Here is a 20,595-nt window from a genome sequence, read left to right as displayed (position 1 = left end):
TGACTGACTTCCATCGCCTCCACGCCAACGTCGCCGCTCGATTATGATCGCCGCGACGCGGCTACGCTCGACCTTCAATTGCCCGCAAGCTGCCATGCCGTGTGCTGAAATCGTCGCTTACGTTTGATGTGCACTAGGCAGTATGACTTCACGTGAGGTAGGAGGGCTGGCCTGCCGTGAGGTATCAAACGCGGGTTAGCATTGCTGCCAGAGCCGCACGGTGTGGACGGCGCCACACCCGGCGATTTCCCGCACGGAGGCCAGCATGGAACACGATAGCACGCTATACGTCGGCCTGGACGTTCACAAGGACTCGATCACGGTCGCCTATGCGCTCGGCACCGGCGAGGTCGAACTGCCTGGCAGGATCGGTACGACGCAGACCGACATCGAACGCCTGTGCAAACGCCTGCAGTCCAAAGCGCGCCGCATACGCGTCGTCTACGAAGCGGGCCCGTGCGGCTATGGGCTCTACCGTCAACTGATAAACAAGGGCTTCGACTGCATGGTGTGCGCACCGTCACTGATTCCCAGAAAGCCCGGCGAACGCGTCAAGACTGACCGGCGCGACGCCATAAAACTCGTGCGCCTGCTCCGCGCCGGCGATCTGTCGGCCGTGTACGTACCCACCGTAGAGGATGAAGCGTTCCGTGATCTGGCACGTGCGTGGGTCAGCGCCAAAGACGATATGAAGCGTGCACGACAACGCCTGAAGGCCTTCCTGCTCTCACATGGCGTGCGCTATGTGGGTCGTGCCGACTGGGGGGGCCGCGCACCGTCGCTGGGTAAGCGCATTTTCATTCGACAACCTTTGGCAGCAACTCGCGCTCGACGAGCTTCGGCGCACGATTGAGGACCGCCTCGCGCAATGCGAGCGTCTCGAAACCGCCCTGCGCGAGGCGGTCCTCATCTGGCGCTTCTATCCTGCCGTGCTCGGCCTGCAGACGATGCGCGGTGTGCAGTTCACTACGGCCGTAGGCATGCTCGCCGAGCTGGGCGATCTCTCACGTTTCGTGCACCCGCGCCAGTTAATGGCCTGGCTCGGCGTGACCCCGTCAGAACATTCCTCCGGCAACAAACGGCGCCAGGGCAGCATCACCAAGACGGGCAACAGCTATGCAAGAAAGCTGTTAGTCGAGGCCGCCTGGAGCTACCGGCACCCGGCACGCGTGAGCCCCGACATCCAGCGGCGACATGAAGGCATCCCCAAGCCCATCATCGATCGCGCCTGGGACGCGCAGTTGCGACTGTGCCGGCGTTATCGCAAACTCGTCGCACGCGGCAAGCAGAAGAACATCGCGGTGGTCGCGGTCGCCCGCGAACTCAGCGGATTCATCTGGGACATCAGCCGGCTGGCGATGTCGCTCGCTGTACCGCACGAGATGCGCGCGGCGTAATGCAACAATGCAACACTTGAGCATCCCCTCGACCTCACCCAACCCAGGAGGAAGAGTTTCCTGAAGGCGGCGTAGCCCGGCACGCGAGTAACCCGCGAATGGACTACGCAACGGACAACATCCGATTTGCGACACTAGATAGCGGTAGGCTCGTTGGGCGGACCTCTGTAATGCGGTAGCCAACCCGCGAATATCAGATCCTCTCAAGAAACCTAGCGGAATATAGATCGGTTCGGTTTTCAGGGAGTCGGCGCGTTTGGCTGCAGCTGGAATCCGAGGGCGGAGGCACGTCGCCTGAGGGCGGCGATGCTGCGCTGGCGCTGCTGTTCCTCATATCGCTGTTGGCCCTGGTCGACGAAGGCTTCGCCGCGCGTGAGCATGAAGTACACCATGCGGGCGAGTTTGTGGGCCACGGCCGTATTTGCGCGCGGCTTGTCCATGCGGGTGCACAGCCGGCGGTAGAACGCGCCGAGCGCAGAGTCGCTGCGCGACAGGCTCATGGCTGCCATTTTCAGCGCCTGCCGGGCGCGGTTGGCGGAAGGTCGGGTACCGGAAGTCAGCGTCTTCCCGCCGCTGATTTTCGTGGCTGGGCACAGGCGCAACCATGAGCAGAAGTGTTTGACGTTGGTAAAGCGGCTCAGGTCCGGGCCGATCTCGGACAGGAGCGTCATCACGGTTGCGACTGACAGGCCGTTGATGCGCGTGAGGTCCACGCCCGCCCAGCGCGCGAGCGCAGCACGCGCGTCGAACCGTGGGGTGTTCTTGTGGCGCTTCTTGTCCGGGCCGGCCAGTTCGACGTCATGACGCCCGAGCGGCACCAGTAGCGCGTCGATCCTGGCGTCGCACTCGAGGATGCGCTGGGCGAGACTGTCGAACATCGCCAGTGCCTGCCCGAGCACGAACAGGTGCTCCTCACGCCAGTTGCCAGTCAGCGCGCTGATGACGTCATCGGTGCTGGCTTTGACGAGTTTATGGCGGAAGCCCGCAAGCACTTTCGGGTCACGTTCGCCGGCAACGATGGCACGGATGATCGCTTGTCCGGTTGTACCCATCACGTCGGTGAGTACCTCGGCGAGCTGGAGGTTCATCTGCACCAGGGCCTTCTGCATGCGCTGTATCCAGCTGGCCTGTTCGGTAAGCAGCAGCTCACGCTGCCGCACTACTGCGCGCACCACGCAGACTTCGCCAGCAGGCCGCCAGGCCGCGCGCAGCAGTCCGAGACTCATGAGCTTCTGCAGCCATTGACAGTCCTGTACGTCGCTCTTGCGCCCCGGCACGTACTTCATCTGCCGCGCATCGACGAGCCAGACTGTCAGCCCGCGCTGCTCGAGCACCTCGTAGAGCGGTATCCAGTAGACTCCGGTGGATTCGAGCGCGACGATATCGACGCCGCACGCGAGCAACCAGTCGGCCATCGCGTGCAGGTCACCGGTCATCGCGCCGAACTCGCGCACCGGCTGGTCGTCGGCCGTCCGGGGGACTGCTACCCAGTGGCTCGACGCACCCACATCGATCCCGGCGGCGTTTGGATACACCACATCTTCGTCTCGCTTGCGCATGGCCATAACCTGCTCCCGGCTGGTTGGTTCAGGGCAGCGCCAGGGGGAAGCGTCTGAATCGACTCGATCTCTCAAACGGGATGCAGCTCGCGCTGCTCACCAATATCACCGACGATTCCCGGACCATGCTATGAACCGGGCTCGTCACGCGGCGTCCGGTGACGTCGCGTGCGGGCACCAGTGATCTTCCGGTCATCGGGGCGCTGCCGCCTGTGTTATAGCGCATCGTGGTTTCTTCCGGAACACCGGGGACGATCGGCGGCCTTGGGAAGCTATGAAGCGAGTCCCTCGCCAAGCTGACGCCTAAAATCAGCATGCTGAGGTTTGCTCACAGGAGAACATCATGCTTACCGATCAGGCATACACGGGTAGTGGTGACGGACTGGTGCTGGCAGTGTCGCTGGAACTGGCGGCGGCCAAATGGAAAGTCGCGTTTCACGACGGCCGGCGCGAGAAGCCGGCCATTCACACCGTTACACAGCCGCAGGCTGCGGCACGCCTGCAGGCAGTGCTGGACCTGATCGAGACCCACAAGGAGAAGTGGTCATTGCCGACAGATGTACGGATTGCCGTGAGCTATGAGGCCGGGCAGGACGCGCTCTGGATCTGGCGCGCGTTACGGGTCCGACACGTCGACTGCTACGTTATTGATCCGGCCAGCATTCCAGTCGAACGCCACCAGCGGCGTGCCAAGACCGATCGGCTCGATGTCATCAAGCTCGTCATCAACCTGCGCGCGTGGCTGCGCGGCGAGCGCGATCGCATGCATGTGATTCGCGTACCGTCACCGGAGGACGAGGCATCGCGCCATTTGATGCGAGAGCGCGGGCAACTACAGAAGGAAATCCTGCAGCACCAAGATCGCATGCGCAAGCTGCTGGCCACCCTCGGCTGCTGGGATGCGGTCGATCACCGGGCTTTCGCGGACCGGCTCGAGCGCGACGAGGTGCGCTGCCACGACGGTGCACCGTTACCGCGCGAGCTGTATGAGCGGTTACGGCGTGAGTGCGATCGGCTGGCCCTCGTCGAACAGCAACTTGCGGTGTTGGAGAGCACGCGAAAGACAAACGTACCAGCAGTCGCGCGCCAGCGTTGCGATGCGCTGGCGCGCCTAAGGGGTATCGGCGAAGTGGGCGCCTCGCGCCTTGCGCTCGAGCTCTTCTGGCGGAACTTCAACAATCGCCGCGAAGTCGGCTCGTGCGTCGGACTGGTGCCTCAGCCATACGACAGCGGCGAAAGCCAGGTCGATCAAGGAATCAGCAAACAGGCAAACCGGCGGGTACGCGCGCTGCTGATCGAGATTGCATGGACCTGGCTGCGCTACCAGCCCGGCAGCGCATTAACGAAATGGTTTGACCAACGCACACAGGGCACAGGGCCGAACCGACGTGCGCGACGTATCGCTATCGTCGCGGTGGCGAGGCGTCTTGCCATTGCACTCTGGCGCTATCTGAAAGACGGAGTCATTCCCGAAGGTGCGGACCTTAAGTCAGCTTAGGTTTCCTCATGTTTCTCTGGAGGATGTAACGGTTTGGCACCTTGTTTGCGTAGTAAGCACGGTTGAAGTGAACATGCCCGTGATCACGCTGGGTTGCTGAAGCAACCGAATATTTTCAGATGGGGCATGTTCCCGGAAGAAATTCCGGCGTAACGCGCATGCAGGATAAGGCTGGCAACACGCCAGCGGATAGAAGGTGGTGAGATGCTGGTTCATCTCACGAGCGCAACGGCGACTTCAGATCGAGGCCCTACCGGAGACACGTTATGAAGATACCGGCGAAAGCGATCTTGACATAATCTCGCTCATAGAAGCGTGATCTTCCTCGTGGGCGCGTTCGTCGTGCCCGAGACGCTCGGCAAGCTCGAGAACAGCGCGGCGCGCAATCCGTCCTAAAGCGCGCAGTCACCAAACCACCGGGCGCGCGAAGAACGCGCCCGCATCTTCCGGCAGAAAAAAACAGGAGACGCTCATCATGAAAAATGACGACGACGTTCGCGCGCGGTCCTACAAGTTCCGCGACGAATATGTCGAGGCGACGCCGTGGTGGTATCGCGGAGAGATGCACCTGGGCTTCACGCTCGTTTTCACGACGGCGGTGATCCTTTATTGCGCCGCGCAGCTTCACGCGCCGACGTTCGCGGAATGGCTCGCAGTCGTGCCGCTCTTCCTGTTCGGCAACTGGGCGGAATGGGCCGCGCACCGGTACGTGCTGCATCGGCCGACCAAATGCTTCAGCATGATCTACAAGCGTCACTGTGCCGTGCATCATCGCTTTTTCACGCATGTGACGCTCGAGTACAAGGGACACAAGCACTGGCGCGCGCTGCTGTTTCCGCCGTTCGCGCCGGTCGCTTTCGTGCTGGCCGCCACGCCGCTCGCCTTGTTGATCGGCTTCGTGTTCTCGCGCAATGCGGGGTATATCGCGCTTTTGACCATGGCCGCGTACTACCTGATGTACGAAGGGCTGCACACGCTCTCGCATGTCACGGACAGCCCGTTTCTCGACCGTGTGCCGTTCATCAGCACCGTGCGTCGCCTGCATGTGACGCATCACGATCCCGAGCAGATGGCGACGCAGAATTTCAATCTCACGTTTCCGCTCTGCGATACGCTTTTCGGCACGCGCAGCGATGCGCCGCGCACGGTGCGCAAGCCGACGACCCCGCGCGGCGGCTGATCGGCATTCGCTTCGTTATGGAGACGCGGCCGGCGCGCCCGTGGTCACGCGCCGGATCTCTTCGGTGATGATCGCAATGAGCGCCTGCGCCGCCGGCCCGATGGGCCGCTTCGGATGCGTGACCTGGATGATGTGACGCACGATAGGAGGCGAGCCGATCGTGCGGGCGCGAAGCAGCCCTTCGTCCACCTTCGACTGCACGACGACCCGCGGCAGGATCGTCGCAATGTGGCTATGCTCCACGAACTGCACGATCGTGCTGAGAAGATCGATCTCGAACTTCGGCTTGGTGACGACATCGGCCGCCATGAGCGCGGCGTCTAGCGCACCGCGCAGGCCGTTGCGCCGCGTCGGCAGCACCAGTTCGATCTCAGCGAGGGCGACGAGGTCGATCGTCTCCGGCAAATCCGGCCCGTGCGCCGCGCTCGTTACGAGAACCATTTCTTCCACCAGCAAGGGCTCCACGTCGAGCGTGAGCCTGCCACGCGGCTTGTTGATGATGGCCACGTCGAGCCGGCCGGACTCCACGGCGTCGATGAGTTGCGCGCTGAAGCCGTCCGCGACCGATACTTCCACCTGCGGGAAGAGCGCGTCGAACCGCACGAGCGATTCCGGCAGCACGCTTTGCGCTTCCGACGACACCATGCCGAGCGACACGCGGCCCGTCACAACGACATCGCGCCGGCTCAGGTGTTCGCGCGCATGCTCGATGTCGCGCATGATCGGGCTGTAGAGCCGGTACATGAGGCGCGCGGCTTCGGTCGGCGCCATGCCGTGCGGCCCGCGTTCGAAAAGCGTCTGCCGCAGTTCCGTTTCCAGCTTCGCGATCTGCATGCTGAGCGCCGGTTGTGCGATATTGAGCCGCTTGGCCGCGCGCGTGACGGTGCCTTCCTCGAACAGCGCGATGAAATACTGGATGTGCCTCAGTTCCATGTGACAGCCCTGCGACGAAACGGACATGGTACCGCCAGCCGGCCATCCACGGTTCTCCGCGCCCTCAGGCAATCACTCAAGCAATCACTCGGGCAATCAGCCCGGCACCCGCTGCTCATTGCAACGATGCTCTCGGCTTTTCAGCCGCGATGGCGCGGCGCAGCACCTCGTCGAATTCGCTCTCAGCGACGCGCGTAATGCTGTTCGATGCCTTGCGCGAGCTGTGTAACGAGCCGCTGCATCGCCACCCGAGTCCGCCATGCGACATGTGGAGTCACGATCAGATCGGTGCGCGCGCTGGTCAACAGCGGATGATCGGCCGCCGGCGGTTCCTGTTCGAGGACGTCGAGCGCGGCATTGGCTATCAGCTTGCGGTCGAGCGCCTCGATCAGCGCCCCCTCGTCGACGATACCGCCGCGTGAGGCGTTCACGAGTGACGCGCTGCGCTTCATTCGCTCGAATTCGGCGAGACCGAACAGATGCCGCGTTTCGTCGGTAAGCGGGCAATGGAGGCTGATCACATCTCCTTCGCGCAGCACCTCGTCGAACGCGGCGTAGCCCTCGCGCACCACCGTGGCGTGCCTGCGCTCGGCGAAGATCACACGCATGCCGAACGCGCCTGCCAATTCGGCGAGTCGCCTTCCACCGTGACCGGCGCCGACGATGCCGAGCGTCGAACCGTGCAGATCCTCGATCGGATGCAGTTCAGCATAGAAAGTGGGTGACCCGCTCCAGCCCCCGTCATAGACGTCGCGCCAGTAAGGAACCAGGTTGCGGCGCAGCGCGAGCATCAGTGCGAACGCGTGCTCCGGCACGGATATCGTCGAATATCCCGGGCACGCGACCACTTCGATACCTCGTTGGCGGCATGTTTTCATATCCAGATGATTGACGCCTGCGGCCGGCACGCCAATCAGTTCCAGTTGCGGCAACTGCTCGAGCACATCGCCCGACAGTGGAACCTTGTTGGTCACGACGATCTGCGCATCGCGGCAACGCTCCACCACATCTGCCTGCGCCGTAGATGGATATTCGATCCAGCGATGAGAAAACGAAAAATCGGGTAGATCAGCCCCCAGCGTCGCGCGGTCCAGAAACACTATGGTTTTCAACAAGCTACTCCAAGCTCATTAACGATCGGACGGATTCGTGGACACGGTGTCGAGCATGCGCTTCTTGCCCGTCTGCACGTGATTCTCGAAAGCCTGTGCAGCCGCGTCGGCCTGACCCGCACGCAGCGCCTCGAAAAGCTCGCGGTGTTCCTTCAAAGAACGCTGCATCTGCGTGAACGAATATACGCCTTTGTGAATATAAAGCGTCAGTTCGTCCTCGACAGCCTGGTTGATCGTGATCAGCCGCGGATTCTTGGTCGCTGCCATTAGTTGACGGTGGAACTCGATGTTCAGAGTCTGATACAGAGGGGTGTCGCGCTCAGCCACGGCGGAGTCCATCTGCTCGACGAGAAGGCTCAGCAACTGCTCCTCGTCGGTGGTCAGACGCAGCGCGGCGAGACGTCCCGCCGTGCGTGCGAGCCCTGCTCGAATCTCGTAGAGATCCATCGCCTCTTCGAGCGACAGCCGCCGCACTTCAGCGCCCCGATTGGGGACGATTCGCACGAGCCCCGCCTGTTCGAGCGCGCGCAGGGCCTCGCGCGCCGAATTGCGGCCGACGCCGATCTGGTTTGCGAGCGCCTGCTCATTCACGCGTTCACCGGGGCGCAAGTCCCCCCGCTGAATCATGGCGCGCACCTGATCGCGAATGTCATCGAGCTTCGACGCAATTACCTCGGGAGCGCGCGCGTTCCCCTTGCCGTTTGGTTCACTGTTAAACGCGTTTTTCATGCCGATTGCCCTTCCTGTGCCATTCGATACCTTTATTTTGCTTGCAGAAAACCCGTCGATACCCACGGAACCAGCACTATCACGATGAGGCCCCCCGCCAATGCCCCCAGATACGGCCAAACGCGGCGCATCGCGGTGGACGGGTCGACCTTGCTGACCGCGCACGCCGCATAAAAGCCAAGGCCAAGCGGGGGGGCGAACAGGCCCAGTCCCATCGCGAACACCACGACCATTGCGTAGTGCACGTCCGAGATGCCCATCGCGCGCGCGATCGGGAACAGTAGCGGCCCGAACAGTACGATCGCCGGGATACCTTCAAGAAAGCTGCCGAGCATCACGAACGTAATCGCGGAGATCGCCAGGAAGCCGAGCTTGCCCCCGGGCGCAGCCATCATCAACGTGGCGAGTTGCGCGGAGAAGCCTGACTGCGTGAGCGCCCATCCCATCGCGGTTGCACACCCGATGATGATCAGAATCGCGCCAGACAGCGACGCCGCTTCCACCAGAATAGGATAGAGCCGGCTCCAGTCGAAGCGGCGATACAGTAGCAAACCCACCACAAAGGTGTAAGCCACGCCGATTGTCGCCACCTCCGTCGCCGTCGCGATGCCTTCCACTACGGCCGCGCGGATCACGAAGGGCAGCGCGAGCGCAGGCAGCGAGATCACGAATGCGCGGCCGACCTGGGCCCGGGAGGCCCGTTGCACGCCTTGCAGGATTTCCCCGCGGCTTCTGAACCAGACGACTGCCGCGAGTGCTACCGCGCCGACCACGGCCGGCATGAAGCCGCCTGTGAACAGCGCTGCAATCGAAACGCCGGTTACCGACCCAATCGTGATCAGCACGAGGCTGGGCGGAATGGTTTCCGACATGGCCGCCGCCGAACTGAGCATTGCGACGAGGTCGCCTTCATTCGCACCGCGCTTTTTCATTTCCGGGAACAGGCCCGGCGCGAGTGCAGCCATATCCGCCACCTTCGAGCCGGAGATGCCGGAGACGAGGTACATGGCGCCGATCAGCACATAGGCGAGACCGCCACGCTTGTGCCCGATCAGCGAAGCGAGGAAACGGATCATCGCTTCGGCAAGCCCCATCGCTTCCATGAGCGCGCCTAGCAGGATGAACAGCGGGACGGCGAGCAGGATCAGGCTGGACATCCCCTGATTCATGGTGCTCACGACAATCGTCAACGGTGCGCCGGTGACGGTTGCGAGATAAGCAAACGTGCACACCCCGAAGGCGACCATGATCGGCACACCGAGACAGATGATCATGACTACGCCGACAGCGAAAAAAAGGATCAGGCTGACTGCGGTCAGTGGCGCGAGCGCTTGCCGTGCGAAATAGAGCGCAATTGCGACCCCGGCCACCAGCGCGAAAGCCTTCACGCAATCGCGCAGTGACGAGCGCTCGAGCAACCGTGTAACGGCGAGCACGAGCATCAGCACGGCCGCCACGGGAATCGCGGCCGCGGGAATGGCATTCGGCAGATCGAGCGCCGGCGTGCTGATGATCCATTCGTTCATCGCCCAGTCGGTTGCCGGCCGTACCAGCAGCAGCACGAAAGTCACCACGATGAAATTTCCAAGCGTTTCCGCAAACGCGCGGTTTTGCGGGGACATTCTGGCAACGAACATCGTCAGCCGCAGATGTTCGCCGCGCCGCAGCGCCACCACTGCGCCCAGCATCGACAGCCAGATGAACAGGATCGACGCGAGTTCGTCACCCCAGATCAATGGATCCTGCAGCACGTAGCGGCAGAAAACGTTGGTGAGCAGCAGCACCACTTCGGCCACTAGCAGCAACGCAGCGGGAACCTCGGTGATCCACTTGATGGCCGTTTCGAGTGCGCTGCCGACCCGCACGACCTTCGATATCGCATGTCGTTCCTTCGGCGCGCCCATGTCGTGGGCGAACACCTGCTCGGGATGAACTCGGGAAGTCATGACTCGTTCTCCAGAAACTCTTCGGTGGTCCGCGCTCATGCGAGCTTCTGCGTGTACTTCTCGAGCAACGCCCACGCTTCATCGCCGTATTTCTTGCGCCACTGGTCGTAGAAGCCGGCCTTTTGCAGCGAGGCGCGGAACGGCTGGGTGTCGGGTTTGTTGAACGCCATGCCGTGCGATTGCAAGGTTCCGACGAGCGATGTGCTCAGAGCGGCGACGTCCGCCCGTTCAGCCACCGCGGCCGCATTCAGGTGTTTCGCCACGATGGTCTGTAAGTCCGGTGGGAGGTTGCCCCAAGACCGCGCGTTGCCAAGGAACCAGAAACCGTCCCAGATATGGCCGGTCAACGAGCAGTACTTCTGGACTTCATAGAAGCGACCGGTTTCGATCAGCGCGAGCGGGTTTTCTTCCGCGTCGACCACCTTGGTTTGCAGCGCCGAATAGGCTTCGCTGAAGTTGATGCTGGTGGGCGAGGCGTCGAGCGCCTTGAACATCGAGGTCCAAAGGGGGCTGACCGGCACGCGAATCTTTAGGCCTTTAAGGTCGACCGGGCTTTGCACCGGCTTGACCGAGCTCGTGAGATGCCGAAAGCCGTTGTCCCACGGTTTCTCCATCGCGACGAGCCCGACCTTCGAGATCGCCGTGCGGATGTGGCTCCCGAGCTCGCCGTCCATCGCCGCCCATACCTGGTTGTAGTCCTTGAACGCGAAGCCGATGCCGTTGATCGCGGAGACCGGCACCAGCGTCGACAGCACCACGCCACCTTGAGTAAGGAAGTCGATGGCGCCCGATCGAACCTGCGACAGCATGTCGGTATCCGTGCCCATCTGACCGTTCGGGAAAATCTGCAACTCGACACGGCCGCCGGATTCCTTCTTGATGGCGTCCGCGGCTTCTTTCGCGCGAACGTTGAGCGGATGGGACAGCGCGAGGTTGTTCGCGTACTTCAGCTTGAACTGCGCGGTCTGCGCCCGAGCGAGCGACGGCAAGGCGCCGGTCCCCATCGCCGCCACCGTGGCGGCTCCGAGCGTTTGAAGAAAGGTACGACGGGAATACAAACTCATTTTCGTCTCGCTCCATGGAATGGAAATGCTGGATGACGCATTCGGCGGCGCCGGTGGCGTTCTTGTTGAATCTTCCGCTAGGCAAAGTGCATGCGGGTGAATGCATTTCGCTGACACACACTATAAAAGTGTTGACACTTTGATGTCAAGATGTTGTTATAAGAAAAAGAGTGCATGCAATAAGGCTCCCGGGAAAGCACCTACAAAGCCGGGAAACAACCGCGATACCTGTCAGGAGGAGGCAAATGGAACTAGAGGCGCACTACCGCGAGCACGGCTTGCTTCTCGGAGGCCGCTGGGAAGCCGCAACGGCTGACGACGGCCAGCTTTCGATCAATCCGGCGACGGAAGAGCGGCTGGGCTACATGCCACTGGCCAGCCAGGCGCAGGTGACCGAGGCCGTCGACGCCGCGACCGAGGCCTCGGCCGCAATGCGCAAGCTCACACCATGGGAGCGCTCAGCGCTGCTGCGCCGGGCTGCGACGCTCATCCGCGAACGCGCGCCGCAGCTCGCGCGAATCGTGGCGCTGGAAACAGGCAAGCCGATTGCACAGGCCAATGGGGAAGCCCACGCGTCCGCTGAGTCGATCGACTGGTTCGCCGATGAAGCGCGCCGTGTGTTCGGCATGTCTTACGAAAGTCGCGTCAAAGGCGGACGGTATCTGGTGCATTACGAGCCGCTCGGCGTGGTCGTCGCTTTCACGCCGTGGAATTTTCCGCTGCTACTTCTCGCCCGCAAGATGGGCCCGGCGCTGGCCGCCGGCAACGCGATCGTGATCCGTCCATCCAACGAAGCGGCCGGCGCGACGATGGCGCTGGTGCGATGTTTCATCGATGCCGGTTTCCCCGACGGAGCGGTCAATCTGGTGATCGGCAAAGCTGACACGATCACGCCGACGATCATGGCCGACCCGCGCGTGGCGAAGATCAGCTTCACCGGCTCGGTGCCTATCGGCCGGCAGATCGTCGAAATGTCCGCGCAGACCCTCAAGAAGGTCACGATGGAACTCGGCGGCCATGCGCCAGTGATCGTTCATCGCGACGCTGACATCGATGCCTTCGCGCATCTCGCGTCGCTGGGCAAGTTCCGCAATGCGGGTCAGGTTTGCGCATCGCCGACGCGCTTCTATATCCACGAATCGATCTTCGACACGACCGTAAAGGCGCTGGTCGAGCGCTCCAAAGCGCTCCGCGTCGGCGATCCGTTGCAACAGAAAACCGATCTGGGTCCGCTGACCACCTCGAAGCGCCGCGACGCGATCGAACGTCTCGTCGATGAAGCCGTCAGTGAAGGCGCCGGCGTGCTATGCGGTGGACGGCGCCCCGCGCAATTCGGTCGCGGCTGGTTCTATGAGCCGACGCTCGTCGCCAATCCCGCTTCGCACATCGGCCTGATGAACGACGAACCGTTCGGCCCCGTCGGGACGCTCACCCCGTTCACGACGATGGACGAAGTCATCACCGAGGCGAACCGGCTGCCGTTCGCGCTCGCGGCGTATGTCTTCACGCGCTCGATGCGCAACACGCTGGAAACCACGGAGCGTCTGCAGGCCGGCGTGGTCGGCGTGAATACGTTCGTCGCGTCGACGGCGGAGACGCCGTTCGGCGGCAGCAAGGACAGCGGGTTCGGACGCGAAGGCGGACCGAACGCGATCCGCGACTACATGGACACGAAATTCATCAACCTCGAACTGGCGAACGACGACCCGCTCGACGCCACCGCCTGAATGGGATCGATCATGCGAAGCATCAAGAATCACGCGAAAGCGCAACTCGCCGCGGGCGAACTGGCACTTGGCATGGGGCTGCGCCAGGCCCGCACCGTCGACATCGCGCAGATCGCGCAGACGGCGGGTTTCGACTGGCTGTTCATCGATATGGAACACAACTCGATGGACATCGACACGGCCGCGCAGATTTGCGCCGCCGCTCTGGTGGGCGGTGTGACGCCGATCATCCGCGTGCCAGGACACGAGCCGTTCCACGCCACTCGACTGCTCGATACCGGCGCGATGGGCATCGTGGTGCCGCACGTGAGCACGCCCGAACAGGCCGCGCGGATCGCCGATATGTGCCGCTTCCCGCCTGCGGGCGGGCGGTCGATCCCGGGCATGCTGCCGCAGGTCGGCTTTCAGGCTCTTCCGATCGCCGATGTTGTTCGCGCGATCAACGAAGAGGTGCTGGTCGTGGCGATGATCGAAACCCGCGAAGGACTCGAGAACGCCGACGCGATTGCGGCCGTGCCGGGCATTGACGTGCTGCTCGTCGGCGCGACCGATCTTGCGGCGGATCTCGGGATCACTGGACAACTCGGCCATATGCGTGTGGCGGCCGCCGTCGACGCCGTGTGCGCTGCATGTCACCGGCACGGCAAGGTGCCGGGCGTGGGCGGGGTGTACGACGAGGCACTGATGACCGCCTACGTGCAAAAAGGCGCACGTTTCATTCTCAGCGGCTCGGACCTTGCGTTCTTGATGACGGGGGCGAAGTCGCGTTCGGAGATGTTGCGTGCAATCCCGCTCGGCCAAGCGGAACAAGAGACGGCGCAACGCAAGGCGTCCTGATCGGACAAGGAGGAAACAGAGTGAATCCCGAATACGCAAGCAATCTGGTCAACCGGCGCGACCTGAAACCCTATCTGAATGCCGATCAATTCGAATTTCGAGATTCGGTGAATCGGGTGCTGACGCGCCATGCATCGCCGGAATACGTTCGCCAGTGCGACGAAGAGAAGCGCTTCCCACAGGAACTCGTGAAGGTGGCCGCCGAACAGGGCTGGTTCGGTATCACGCTGCCCGAAGCGTACGGCGGCGTCGGTGGCTATCTCGACATGGCCGCTTATCTGGAGGTCGTCGCGTATCACACCATCGCGCTCGCGCGCTTCTGGAATGCCAACGTGAACATGGTGGGCGGCGCGCTGGCGCGCTTTGCTCCCGACGATATCAAGGCCCTGGTGTTGCCGAAGCTAGCCGAAGGGCGTGCCTTTCTTGCCTTCGCACTGAGCGAAAACGGCTCCGGCTCGGATGCCGCCTCGCTGACGACGCGCGGCGTGGCCGACGGAAACGACTTCATTCTCGACGGCACCAAGATGTGGATTTCCGGCGCGCTGCAGGCCGACTACATTCTGACCGCGGTGCGCACCAATCCCGAAGCGAAGAAGCACGACGGGATCAGCCTCTTCCTCGTACCGAAGGAATCCAGAGGCCTGACCATCAATCCGATCGATTTGCTCGGCGGCCACGCTATCCGGACCTGCGAAGTGGTGTACGACGGAGTGCGTGTCCCGAAAGAAATGATCGTGGGCGGCCTGCACGTGGGTTGGAAGAAGCTCACCACGGTGCTGTCGAAGGAGCGCATCGCGTTGTCGGCGATGTGCGTGGGCGGCGCGCAGGCGGCGATCGATCTTGCGCGCTGGTATGCGAACGACCGCAAACAGTTTGGGCAGTCCATCATCGATTTCCAGGCCGTGTCGCATCTGCTCGCCGATATGCAGACGCGCGTGGATGCCGCTCGCCTGATGGCGTTTCGGGCGGCGAAGCTGCTCGACGAAGGCGGCAGCTGCGACGTGGAGTCGTCGCAGGCGAAGTACTTCGCGTCGGACACCTACGTACAGGTCGCGACCGACGGCATCCAGATCATGGGTGCCAATGGCTATTCCGCCGAATACGCGATGCAGCGTCATTACCGCGAAGCCAAGATGTTCCAGATCTTCGGCGGCACCAATCAAATTCAGCGCAACATCGTGGCGCGCGCGCTCAAATCGTAAGCGGAGACAGACGTGACGGCAGTTCGGACATTGGAGAAATTCGGCTTTAGCGTCGACTACGCGCAAGCCGACGTAGTGGTGGTCGGCGGTGGCGGCGCGGCGTCGCGTGCTGCCGTGTCGGCGGCACAGGCGGGTGCGAAGGTCCTCATGCTGGCCAAGGCGCTGGTCGGCCAGGGTGGCAGCACGGTGCACGGCGCTAGCGAAATCATGAGCATGGGGGCATCCGGCTACGGCAGTCCCGACGATAGCGCAATCGTGCACTACGAAGACACCATGCGTCCGGCAGCCGGCTTCATCGACCGCGACCTGGTGCGCGTTCTGGCGGAGGACGCACCGAAGCGCATCGCTGACCTGATCGACCTCGGCGTGCCGTTCGACCGCGTCGACGACGGCTATAAGCTCATCCGCAGCGACTTCGGCAGTTATGCGCGCGCGCTAGGCGTGAAGGGCAAAACCGGCAAGGCCTTCGTGGGCGCGCTCGCGGACCAAGCCAGAAAGCTCGGTGTCGAGACCCGTCAGCCGGCGGCGCTGATCGACCTTCTGCGCGATTCGACAGGGCGCGTGAGCGGCGTGGTTGCGATGGACCTCGATTCGCGGCGGCTGCTGGTGGTCTCGGCAGGGGCCGTCGTACTTGGCACGGGCGGCGCGCACGGTCTGTTCTCGCAGCAGGTGTCGACAGCGGAGATGACCGGTGACGGCCAGGCGATCTGCTTCCGCCACGGCGCAGAACTCGTGAACATGGAGTTCCACCAGTTCGGGCCGGCGATGGTGCACCCTTACGTGCAACTCTTCAGCAAGTCGTGCTTCATCCTGCATCCGAAGATGCTCAATCGCGACGGTCACGAATTTCTCTCGGACTATCTGCCGACGGGCGTGACGCCCGAGGCTGCGATGAACGAGAAAGTGTTCCCGTTCACGATCTCGAACGAGTCGCGCTACATCGATATCGCGATCGCAACGGAAATCGCGCAGGGCAGAGGCACGGAACGCGGCGCGGTGCATTTCTCTTTCGCCGACATCGCCGAGGAACGGTTGGCGGCCACCATTCCGAACACCATGCGCTGGATGCGCGCCAAGGGACTCGACCCGAATCGGGATCTGCTCGACGTCGGGATTGCTTTTCAATGCCTGAATGGCGGTGTCCGGATGACCAACACTGATGCGATGTCGACCATCGAGGGGCTCTTCGTGATCGGCGAACTCGCGGGCGGCGTGCGCGGTCCCGATCGTCCGGGCGGCAACTCGCTTGCCGAAGGTCAGGTTTTCGGCCATCGCGCAGGTGTGGGTGCGGCCGCATTCGCACGCGGCAGCGCGGCACCGGGCACGTCCGATGTGGCGCCGCTTGCACGGCGCCTCGAAATGGCCCTAAAACCGAACGCGTCGTTCGACGCTCGACGTATCGCCTCCGATCTGCGTGCAGCGATGCAGGCGCATTGCCTCGTCGAGAAGACGGAAAGCGGTCTGAACATCGCGTTAGCCGCCGCTCGCGAGGCGCGCGCGGCTTTTGCCGCAGGGGGCGGGGCCACGCCGCCGCAAGTGATCGATGCGTTGACGATCGACAACATGGCGACGACTGCCGACGTCATCGTGCAGGCGTGCATCGAGCGGCGCGAATCGCGCAGCAGCCACTATCGCACCGACTGTCCTGAGCGCGACGACGCCCGTTTCAGTCACGCATTGACCATCACGCGCGGTGGGGCCGACCCGTTCCGCCTCGCCTTCGACGTGCTCGATTATCCCCGTCCCGAACTCACGGACGCATCGCATTTCCAGGCGGCAAATCATGGATAAGAAGCAAGTCGGCCCGTTGTCGGGCTACCGCATTCTCGATCTCACCGTCATGACCGCGGGTCCGGTCGGTACAGTGCTGCTTGCCGACCTCGGCGCGGACGTGATCAAGGTTGAGGAACCGAAGGCCGGTGACCTCTCGCGCAATCTCGGTAATCAATTCGTCGAAGGCGAAAGCGTGCAGTTCCTGTCGCAGAACCGTAACAAGCGCAGCATCCGCCTCGACCTGAAGTCGCCGAAAGGACGCGATGCATTTCTGCGCATGGCGAAGCAGGCGGATGTCGTCGTCGAAAACTTCCGACCGGGCACGGTGGATCGGCTCGGCATCGGCTACGAGGCCGTGAAAGCGCGCAATCCGATGATCGTCTATGCAAGCGTGTCGGCGTTCGGACAAAGCGGTCCTTACGCCGCATGGCCCGCGAACGATCCGATCGTGCAGGCCGTGGCGGGTCTCATGGACATGACGGGCGAAGCCGGCGGCAATCCGGTGCGGCTCGGGGCGCCGTTGCCGGACTTCGGCGCGGCTGCGCTGCTCGCGTTCGGCATCTCTGCGGCGCTGTTGCATCGCGAACGGCACGGAGAAGGGCAGCGCATCGATACGTCGCTGCTGTCGGCTGCGCTTTTTAGCACCATCCCGCGCGACGGCGAGACGCTGAGAAGCGGCAAGGCGCCGGAGCGCCTCGGCAGCGGCCATCCGACGATGGTGCCGTATCGCAACTATCAGGGCTCCGATGGCCGCTATTTCTTCGCGGCCTGCTTCACCGAAAAATTCTGGCAGAACCTTTGCCGCGCGTTGGGCCGCGAAGACTTGCTGAGCGATGAGCGCTTTGTCGGCAACACCGCGCGGACCGCAAATCGGCATGCGCTCGACGTCATTCTCGAACAGGAGTTTCTGCTGCATACCGCCGAATACTGGGTGGCGCATCTGAGCGCCGCGGACGTGCCGTGCGCGATCGTGCAGGACTATCACACCGCGTTGACGGAGGACCCGCAGATCGCACATAACCGCGCGGTCGTCGAGATCGAACATCCGGTTGCGGGCACGGTGACGAACATCGCGAGTCCGGTGAATTTTCACGGTAGCCCGGTCGCTTACCGCCGTGCGCCGCCTACGCTCGGACAACACACGGCTGAAGTACTTGTCGAATTCGGTTTCGGCGAGGACGAGATCGCAGCACTGGAAGGTCGTGAACCGGCCGTTGCCGGAGCGAAGTCATGAAATCGTACTCAGCGGACTACGTGATCGTCGGCGCGGGGACGGCGGGTTGCGTACTTGCGAGTCGCCTGACCGAAGATCCGAACATCAAGGTGATCCTCGTCGAAGCGGGCGAGCGCGATCGTCACCCGTTCATACACGTACCGGCCGGCTTCGTACGCTTGCTCGATCATCCAACCGTGACATGGCGCTATCGCACCGAGGCCGACGCGGAGACCAGCGGCCGTGCAATCCTGTTCCCGCGCGGACGCGGGCTCGGTGGGTCCAGTGCGATCAACGGCCTGCTTTATGTGCGCCCGTTTGCGGAGGATATCGATAGCTGGGAGCAGTCGGGCGCCAGGGGCTGGACCTTCGGCAACTGTCTGCCGTACTACCGCCGCTCCGAAACGTGGACCGAGGGCCACAGTCCCCAACGCGGCACCCAGGGTCCGATCCAGGTCAGCCGGGTAAAGAATCCGCCGGACATTTGCGCTACGGTCGTGCAAGCCGCCCAAAAGGCCGGTCTCGAGTATGTAGATGATCCAAACAGCGACACCCGCGGTCCGTCGATCTGGTACTACCAGCAAACGCGCGACGGACGTCGCCGGTCCAGCGCAGCGCGCGGTTATTTGCGACCCGCAATGTCGCGGCCGAATCTCACGGTGGTGACCGGCGTCCAGGTGTCCGGCCTCGAAATGAACGGCACGCACGTGAGCGGCATCAATGCGACGACGAGCGCAGGCGTTTCGATGCAGTTTCGCGCGACCAGCGAGGTCATTCTGAGCGCGGGCGTAATCGGCACGCCCAGACTACTCGAAATGAGCGGCATCGGCGATAAGGACGTGCTGGAGAATGCAGGCGTTCGAACACGCGTCGCGTTGCCGGGCGTCGGCAACAATTTGCAAGATCACTATGTAGTCCGGCTGGGCTATCGTGTACGGGGTGCAGGTACCGCGAACGAGCGCTCGCACGGACTCGCGCTCGCGCGCGAGATGATGCGCTACGTCGTGTCGGGGACCGGCGTGCTGACATATAGTGCGGCGATCGTCGGCGGCTTTGCGCAGACATCGCTCGCAAGCCGGCCCGACGTGCAGTTCGTGATCGCGCCGGGCAGCTTCGTCGAGGGACGGATCGGCGTGCTCGAGTCCGAGCCCGGTGTCTCCTGCGGCGTCTGGCAGATGCGCCCCGAAAGCCGTGGGCACGTGCACATCACCAGCACCGAGATAACAGCAGCGCCGACGATCGCACCGTCATACCTCAGCAGCGAACTGGACCGCAACACGATGGTGGAAGGACTCAAGATCGGCCGCCGGATTTTCGCGCAGCCCGAGATCGCCCGGTATATCGTCGATGAAACCGTACCGGGCCGTCACGCGGACACCGATGAGGCGCTATTGCAATACGTGCGCGACAACGGGTCGACTGTGTACCACGCGGTTGGCACGTGCCGCATGGGAGAGGACGAAATGAGCGTCGTCGATTCGGAAATGCGGGTGCGCGGAACGACCGGCCTGCGCATCGTCGATGGCTCGGTGATGCCGTCAATTACCTCGACCAATACCAATGCGACGGTGTTGATGCTGGCCGAGCGGGCAGCCGACATGATCCGTTCGCCGATGACAACGCACACGGCTTCGACATATTCGAAGGAGACAGTATGAAAGTGCTGGTAGGTGTAAAACGAGTGGTCGATTACAACGTGAAGGTCCGGGTCAAGTCGGACGGCACGGGCGTCGACACTACGAACGTGAAGATGTCGATGAATCCGTTCGATGAAATCGCCGTCGAGGAAGCAGTGCGGCTGAAGGAAGCCGGCGTGGTTAGCGAGGTCGTGGCGGTTTCTTGCGGCGTAGCTCAGGCGCAAGAGACGCTGCGTACGGCGTTGGCGATAGGCGCGGATCGTGCTGTGTTGATCGAGTCATCCGAAGACCTGCAGCCTCTGGCCGTTGCCAAACTGCTCAAGGCGCTGGTCGACAAGGAACAGCCTTCGTTGGTATTGCTGGGCAAGCAGGCCATCGACAACGACTCGAACCAGACCGGGCAGATGCTCGCCGCTTTGGCTAGCCTTCCGCAAGCGACGTTCGCTTCGAAGGTCGTTGTGGCTGAGGGGAAGGCGACCGTGTCGCGCGAAGTGGACGGCGGAGCTGAAACGCTGTCGCTGACGCTTCCCGCCGTGGTCACAACTGATCTACGCCTGAACGAGCCGCGCTACGTGACGTTGCCGAATATTATGAAGGCGAAGAAAAAGCCGCTGGAAACGATCAGGCCCGAAGACCTCGGCGTCGATGTCGCTCCGCGTCTTAAGACGCTGAAAGTCGCCGAGCCGCCCAAGCGCTCCGCCGGTGTGACGGTGCCGGACGTAAAGACGCTGGTCGAGAAGCTGAAGACCGAAGCGAAGGTGCTTTAGATAGAACGCGGAGACAGAGCA

General features: G+C 62.8%; 15 protein-coding genes and 1 pseudogene. 10 read left to right on the top strand and 6 right to left on the bottom strand.

Annotation, left to right across the window (positions count from 1 at the left end; translation table 11 throughout):
• The first annotated feature begins 265 nt into the window (after positions 1-265).
• Positions 266-1,397, top strand: a pseudogene (locus L5014_RS32990) (IS110 family RNA-guided transposase).
• 239 nt (positions 1,398-1,636) lie between these two features.
• On the opposite strand, the gene L5014_RS32985 reads toward L5014_RS32990, so the two are convergent.
• Positions 1,637-2,962 carry an IS110 family RNA-guided transposase gene (locus L5014_RS32985; protein WP_238467986.1) on the bottom strand — a complete coding sequence of 442 codons (1,326 nt, stop codon included), beginning with the start codon at positions 2,960-2,962 and terminating at the stop codon, positions 1,637-1,639.
• A 337-nt stretch (positions 2,963-3,299) separates the two neighbouring features.
• Between L5014_RS32985 and L5014_RS32980 the strand changes: the two genes are divergently transcribed.
• Positions 3,300-4,454 (top strand): IS110 family RNA-guided transposase, encoded by a 1,155-nt coding sequence (locus tag L5014_RS32980; RefSeq protein WP_238467985.1) that lies wholly within the window; start codon positions 3,300-3,302, stop codon positions 4,452-4,454.
• Between the two features lie 475 nt (positions 4,455-4,929).
• Positions 4,930-5,634: a sterol desaturase family protein gene (locus tag L5014_RS32975; protein WP_238467984.1), complete on the top strand. Its 705-nt coding sequence runs from the start codon at positions 4,930-4,932 to the stop codon at positions 5,632-5,634.
• Between the two features lie 15 nt (positions 5,635-5,649).
• Here L5014_RS32975 and L5014_RS32970 read toward each other — a convergent pair whose 3' ends face one another.
• The 5 genes from L5014_RS32970 to L5014_RS32950 form a co-directional block, all read right to left on the bottom strand.
• Positions 5,650-6,567 (bottom strand): LysR family transcriptional regulator, encoded by a 918-nt coding sequence (locus L5014_RS32970; RefSeq protein WP_238467983.1) that lies wholly within the window; start codon positions 6,565-6,567, stop codon positions 5,650-5,652.
• Between the two features lie 182 nt (positions 6,568-6,749).
• On the bottom strand, positions 6,750-7,679 hold the full coding sequence (locus tag L5014_RS32965) for a D-2-hydroxyacid dehydrogenase (protein WP_238467982.1): 930 nt from the start codon (positions 7,677-7,679) through the stop codon (positions 6,750-6,752).
• Between the two features lie 18 nt (positions 7,680-7,697).
• Positions 7,698-8,408 carry a GntR family transcriptional regulator gene (locus L5014_RS32960; RefSeq protein ID WP_238467981.1) on the bottom strand — a complete coding sequence of 237 codons (711 nt, stop codon included), beginning with the start codon at positions 8,406-8,408 and terminating at the stop codon, positions 7,698-7,700.
• Between the two features lie 32 nt (positions 8,409-8,440).
• Positions 8,441-10,354, bottom strand: a complete 1,914-nt coding sequence (locus L5014_RS32955; protein ID WP_238467980.1) for a TRAP transporter large permease — start codon at positions 10,352-10,354, stop codon at positions 8,441-8,443.
• 35 nt (positions 10,355-10,389) lie between these two features.
• Entirely contained in the window at positions 10,390-11,418 is a 1,029-nt protein-coding gene (locus L5014_RS32950) for a TRAP transporter substrate-binding protein (protein WP_238467979.1), read from the bottom strand.
• Positions 11,419-11,663: 245 nt separating this feature from the next.
• On the opposite strand from L5014_RS32950, the gene L5014_RS32945 reads away from it, so the two are divergent.
• The 7 genes from L5014_RS32945 to L5014_RS32915 are packed head-to-tail and all read left to right on the top strand — an operon-like array spanning position 11,664 to position 20,574.
• A complete protein-coding gene (locus L5014_RS32945) occupies positions 11,664-13,145 on the top strand; it encodes an NAD-dependent succinate-semialdehyde dehydrogenase (RefSeq protein WP_238467978.1) in 1,482 nt (493 codons plus the stop codon).
• A 12-nt stretch (positions 13,146-13,157) separates the two neighbouring features.
• Complete coding sequence (locus tag L5014_RS32940) at positions 13,158-13,982, top strand: HpcH/HpaI aldolase family protein (RefSeq protein ID WP_238467977.1); 825 nt, start codon at positions 13,158-13,160, stop codon at positions 13,980-13,982.
• 20 nt (positions 13,983-14,002) lie between these two features.
• Positions 14,003-15,184, top strand: coding sequence for an acyl-CoA dehydrogenase family protein (locus tag L5014_RS32935; protein WP_238467976.1), 1,182 nt, complete (start codon positions 14,003-14,005; stop codon positions 15,182-15,184).
• A gap of 12 nt (positions 15,185-15,196) precedes the next feature.
• Positions 15,197-16,975: an FAD-binding protein gene (locus L5014_RS32930; RefSeq protein WP_238467975.1), complete on the top strand. Its 1,779-nt coding sequence runs from the start codon at positions 15,197-15,199 to the stop codon at positions 16,973-16,975.
• A complete protein-coding gene (locus tag L5014_RS32925) occupies positions 16,968-18,191 on the top strand; it encodes a CaiB/BaiF CoA transferase family protein (protein ID WP_238467974.1) in 1,224 nt (407 codons plus the stop codon). Before L5014_RS32930 ends, L5014_RS32925 begins: the two co-directional genes overlap by 8 nt.
• Positions 18,188-19,828 (top strand): GMC family oxidoreductase, encoded by a 1,641-nt coding sequence (locus L5014_RS32920; protein ID WP_238467973.1) that lies wholly within the window; start codon positions 18,188-18,190, stop codon positions 19,826-19,828. The genes L5014_RS32925 and L5014_RS32920 overlap by 4 nt, the downstream gene beginning before the upstream one ends.
• A complete protein-coding gene (locus L5014_RS32915) occupies positions 19,825-20,574 on the top strand; it encodes an electron transfer flavoprotein subunit beta/FixA family protein (RefSeq protein WP_238467972.1) in 750 nt (249 codons plus the stop codon). The genes L5014_RS32920 and L5014_RS32915 overlap by 4 nt, the downstream gene beginning before the upstream one ends.
• Positions 20,575-20,595: the final 21 nt, after the last annotated feature.

Source organism: Paraburkholderia tagetis (assembly GCF_022213065.1).
Lineage (GTDB): Bacteria > Pseudomonadota > Gammaproteobacteria > Burkholderiales > Burkholderiaceae > Paraburkholderia > Paraburkholderia tagetis.
Note: the sequence above shows the minus strand (reverse complement) of the source record. Positions and strands in the feature narration are given on the sequence as shown.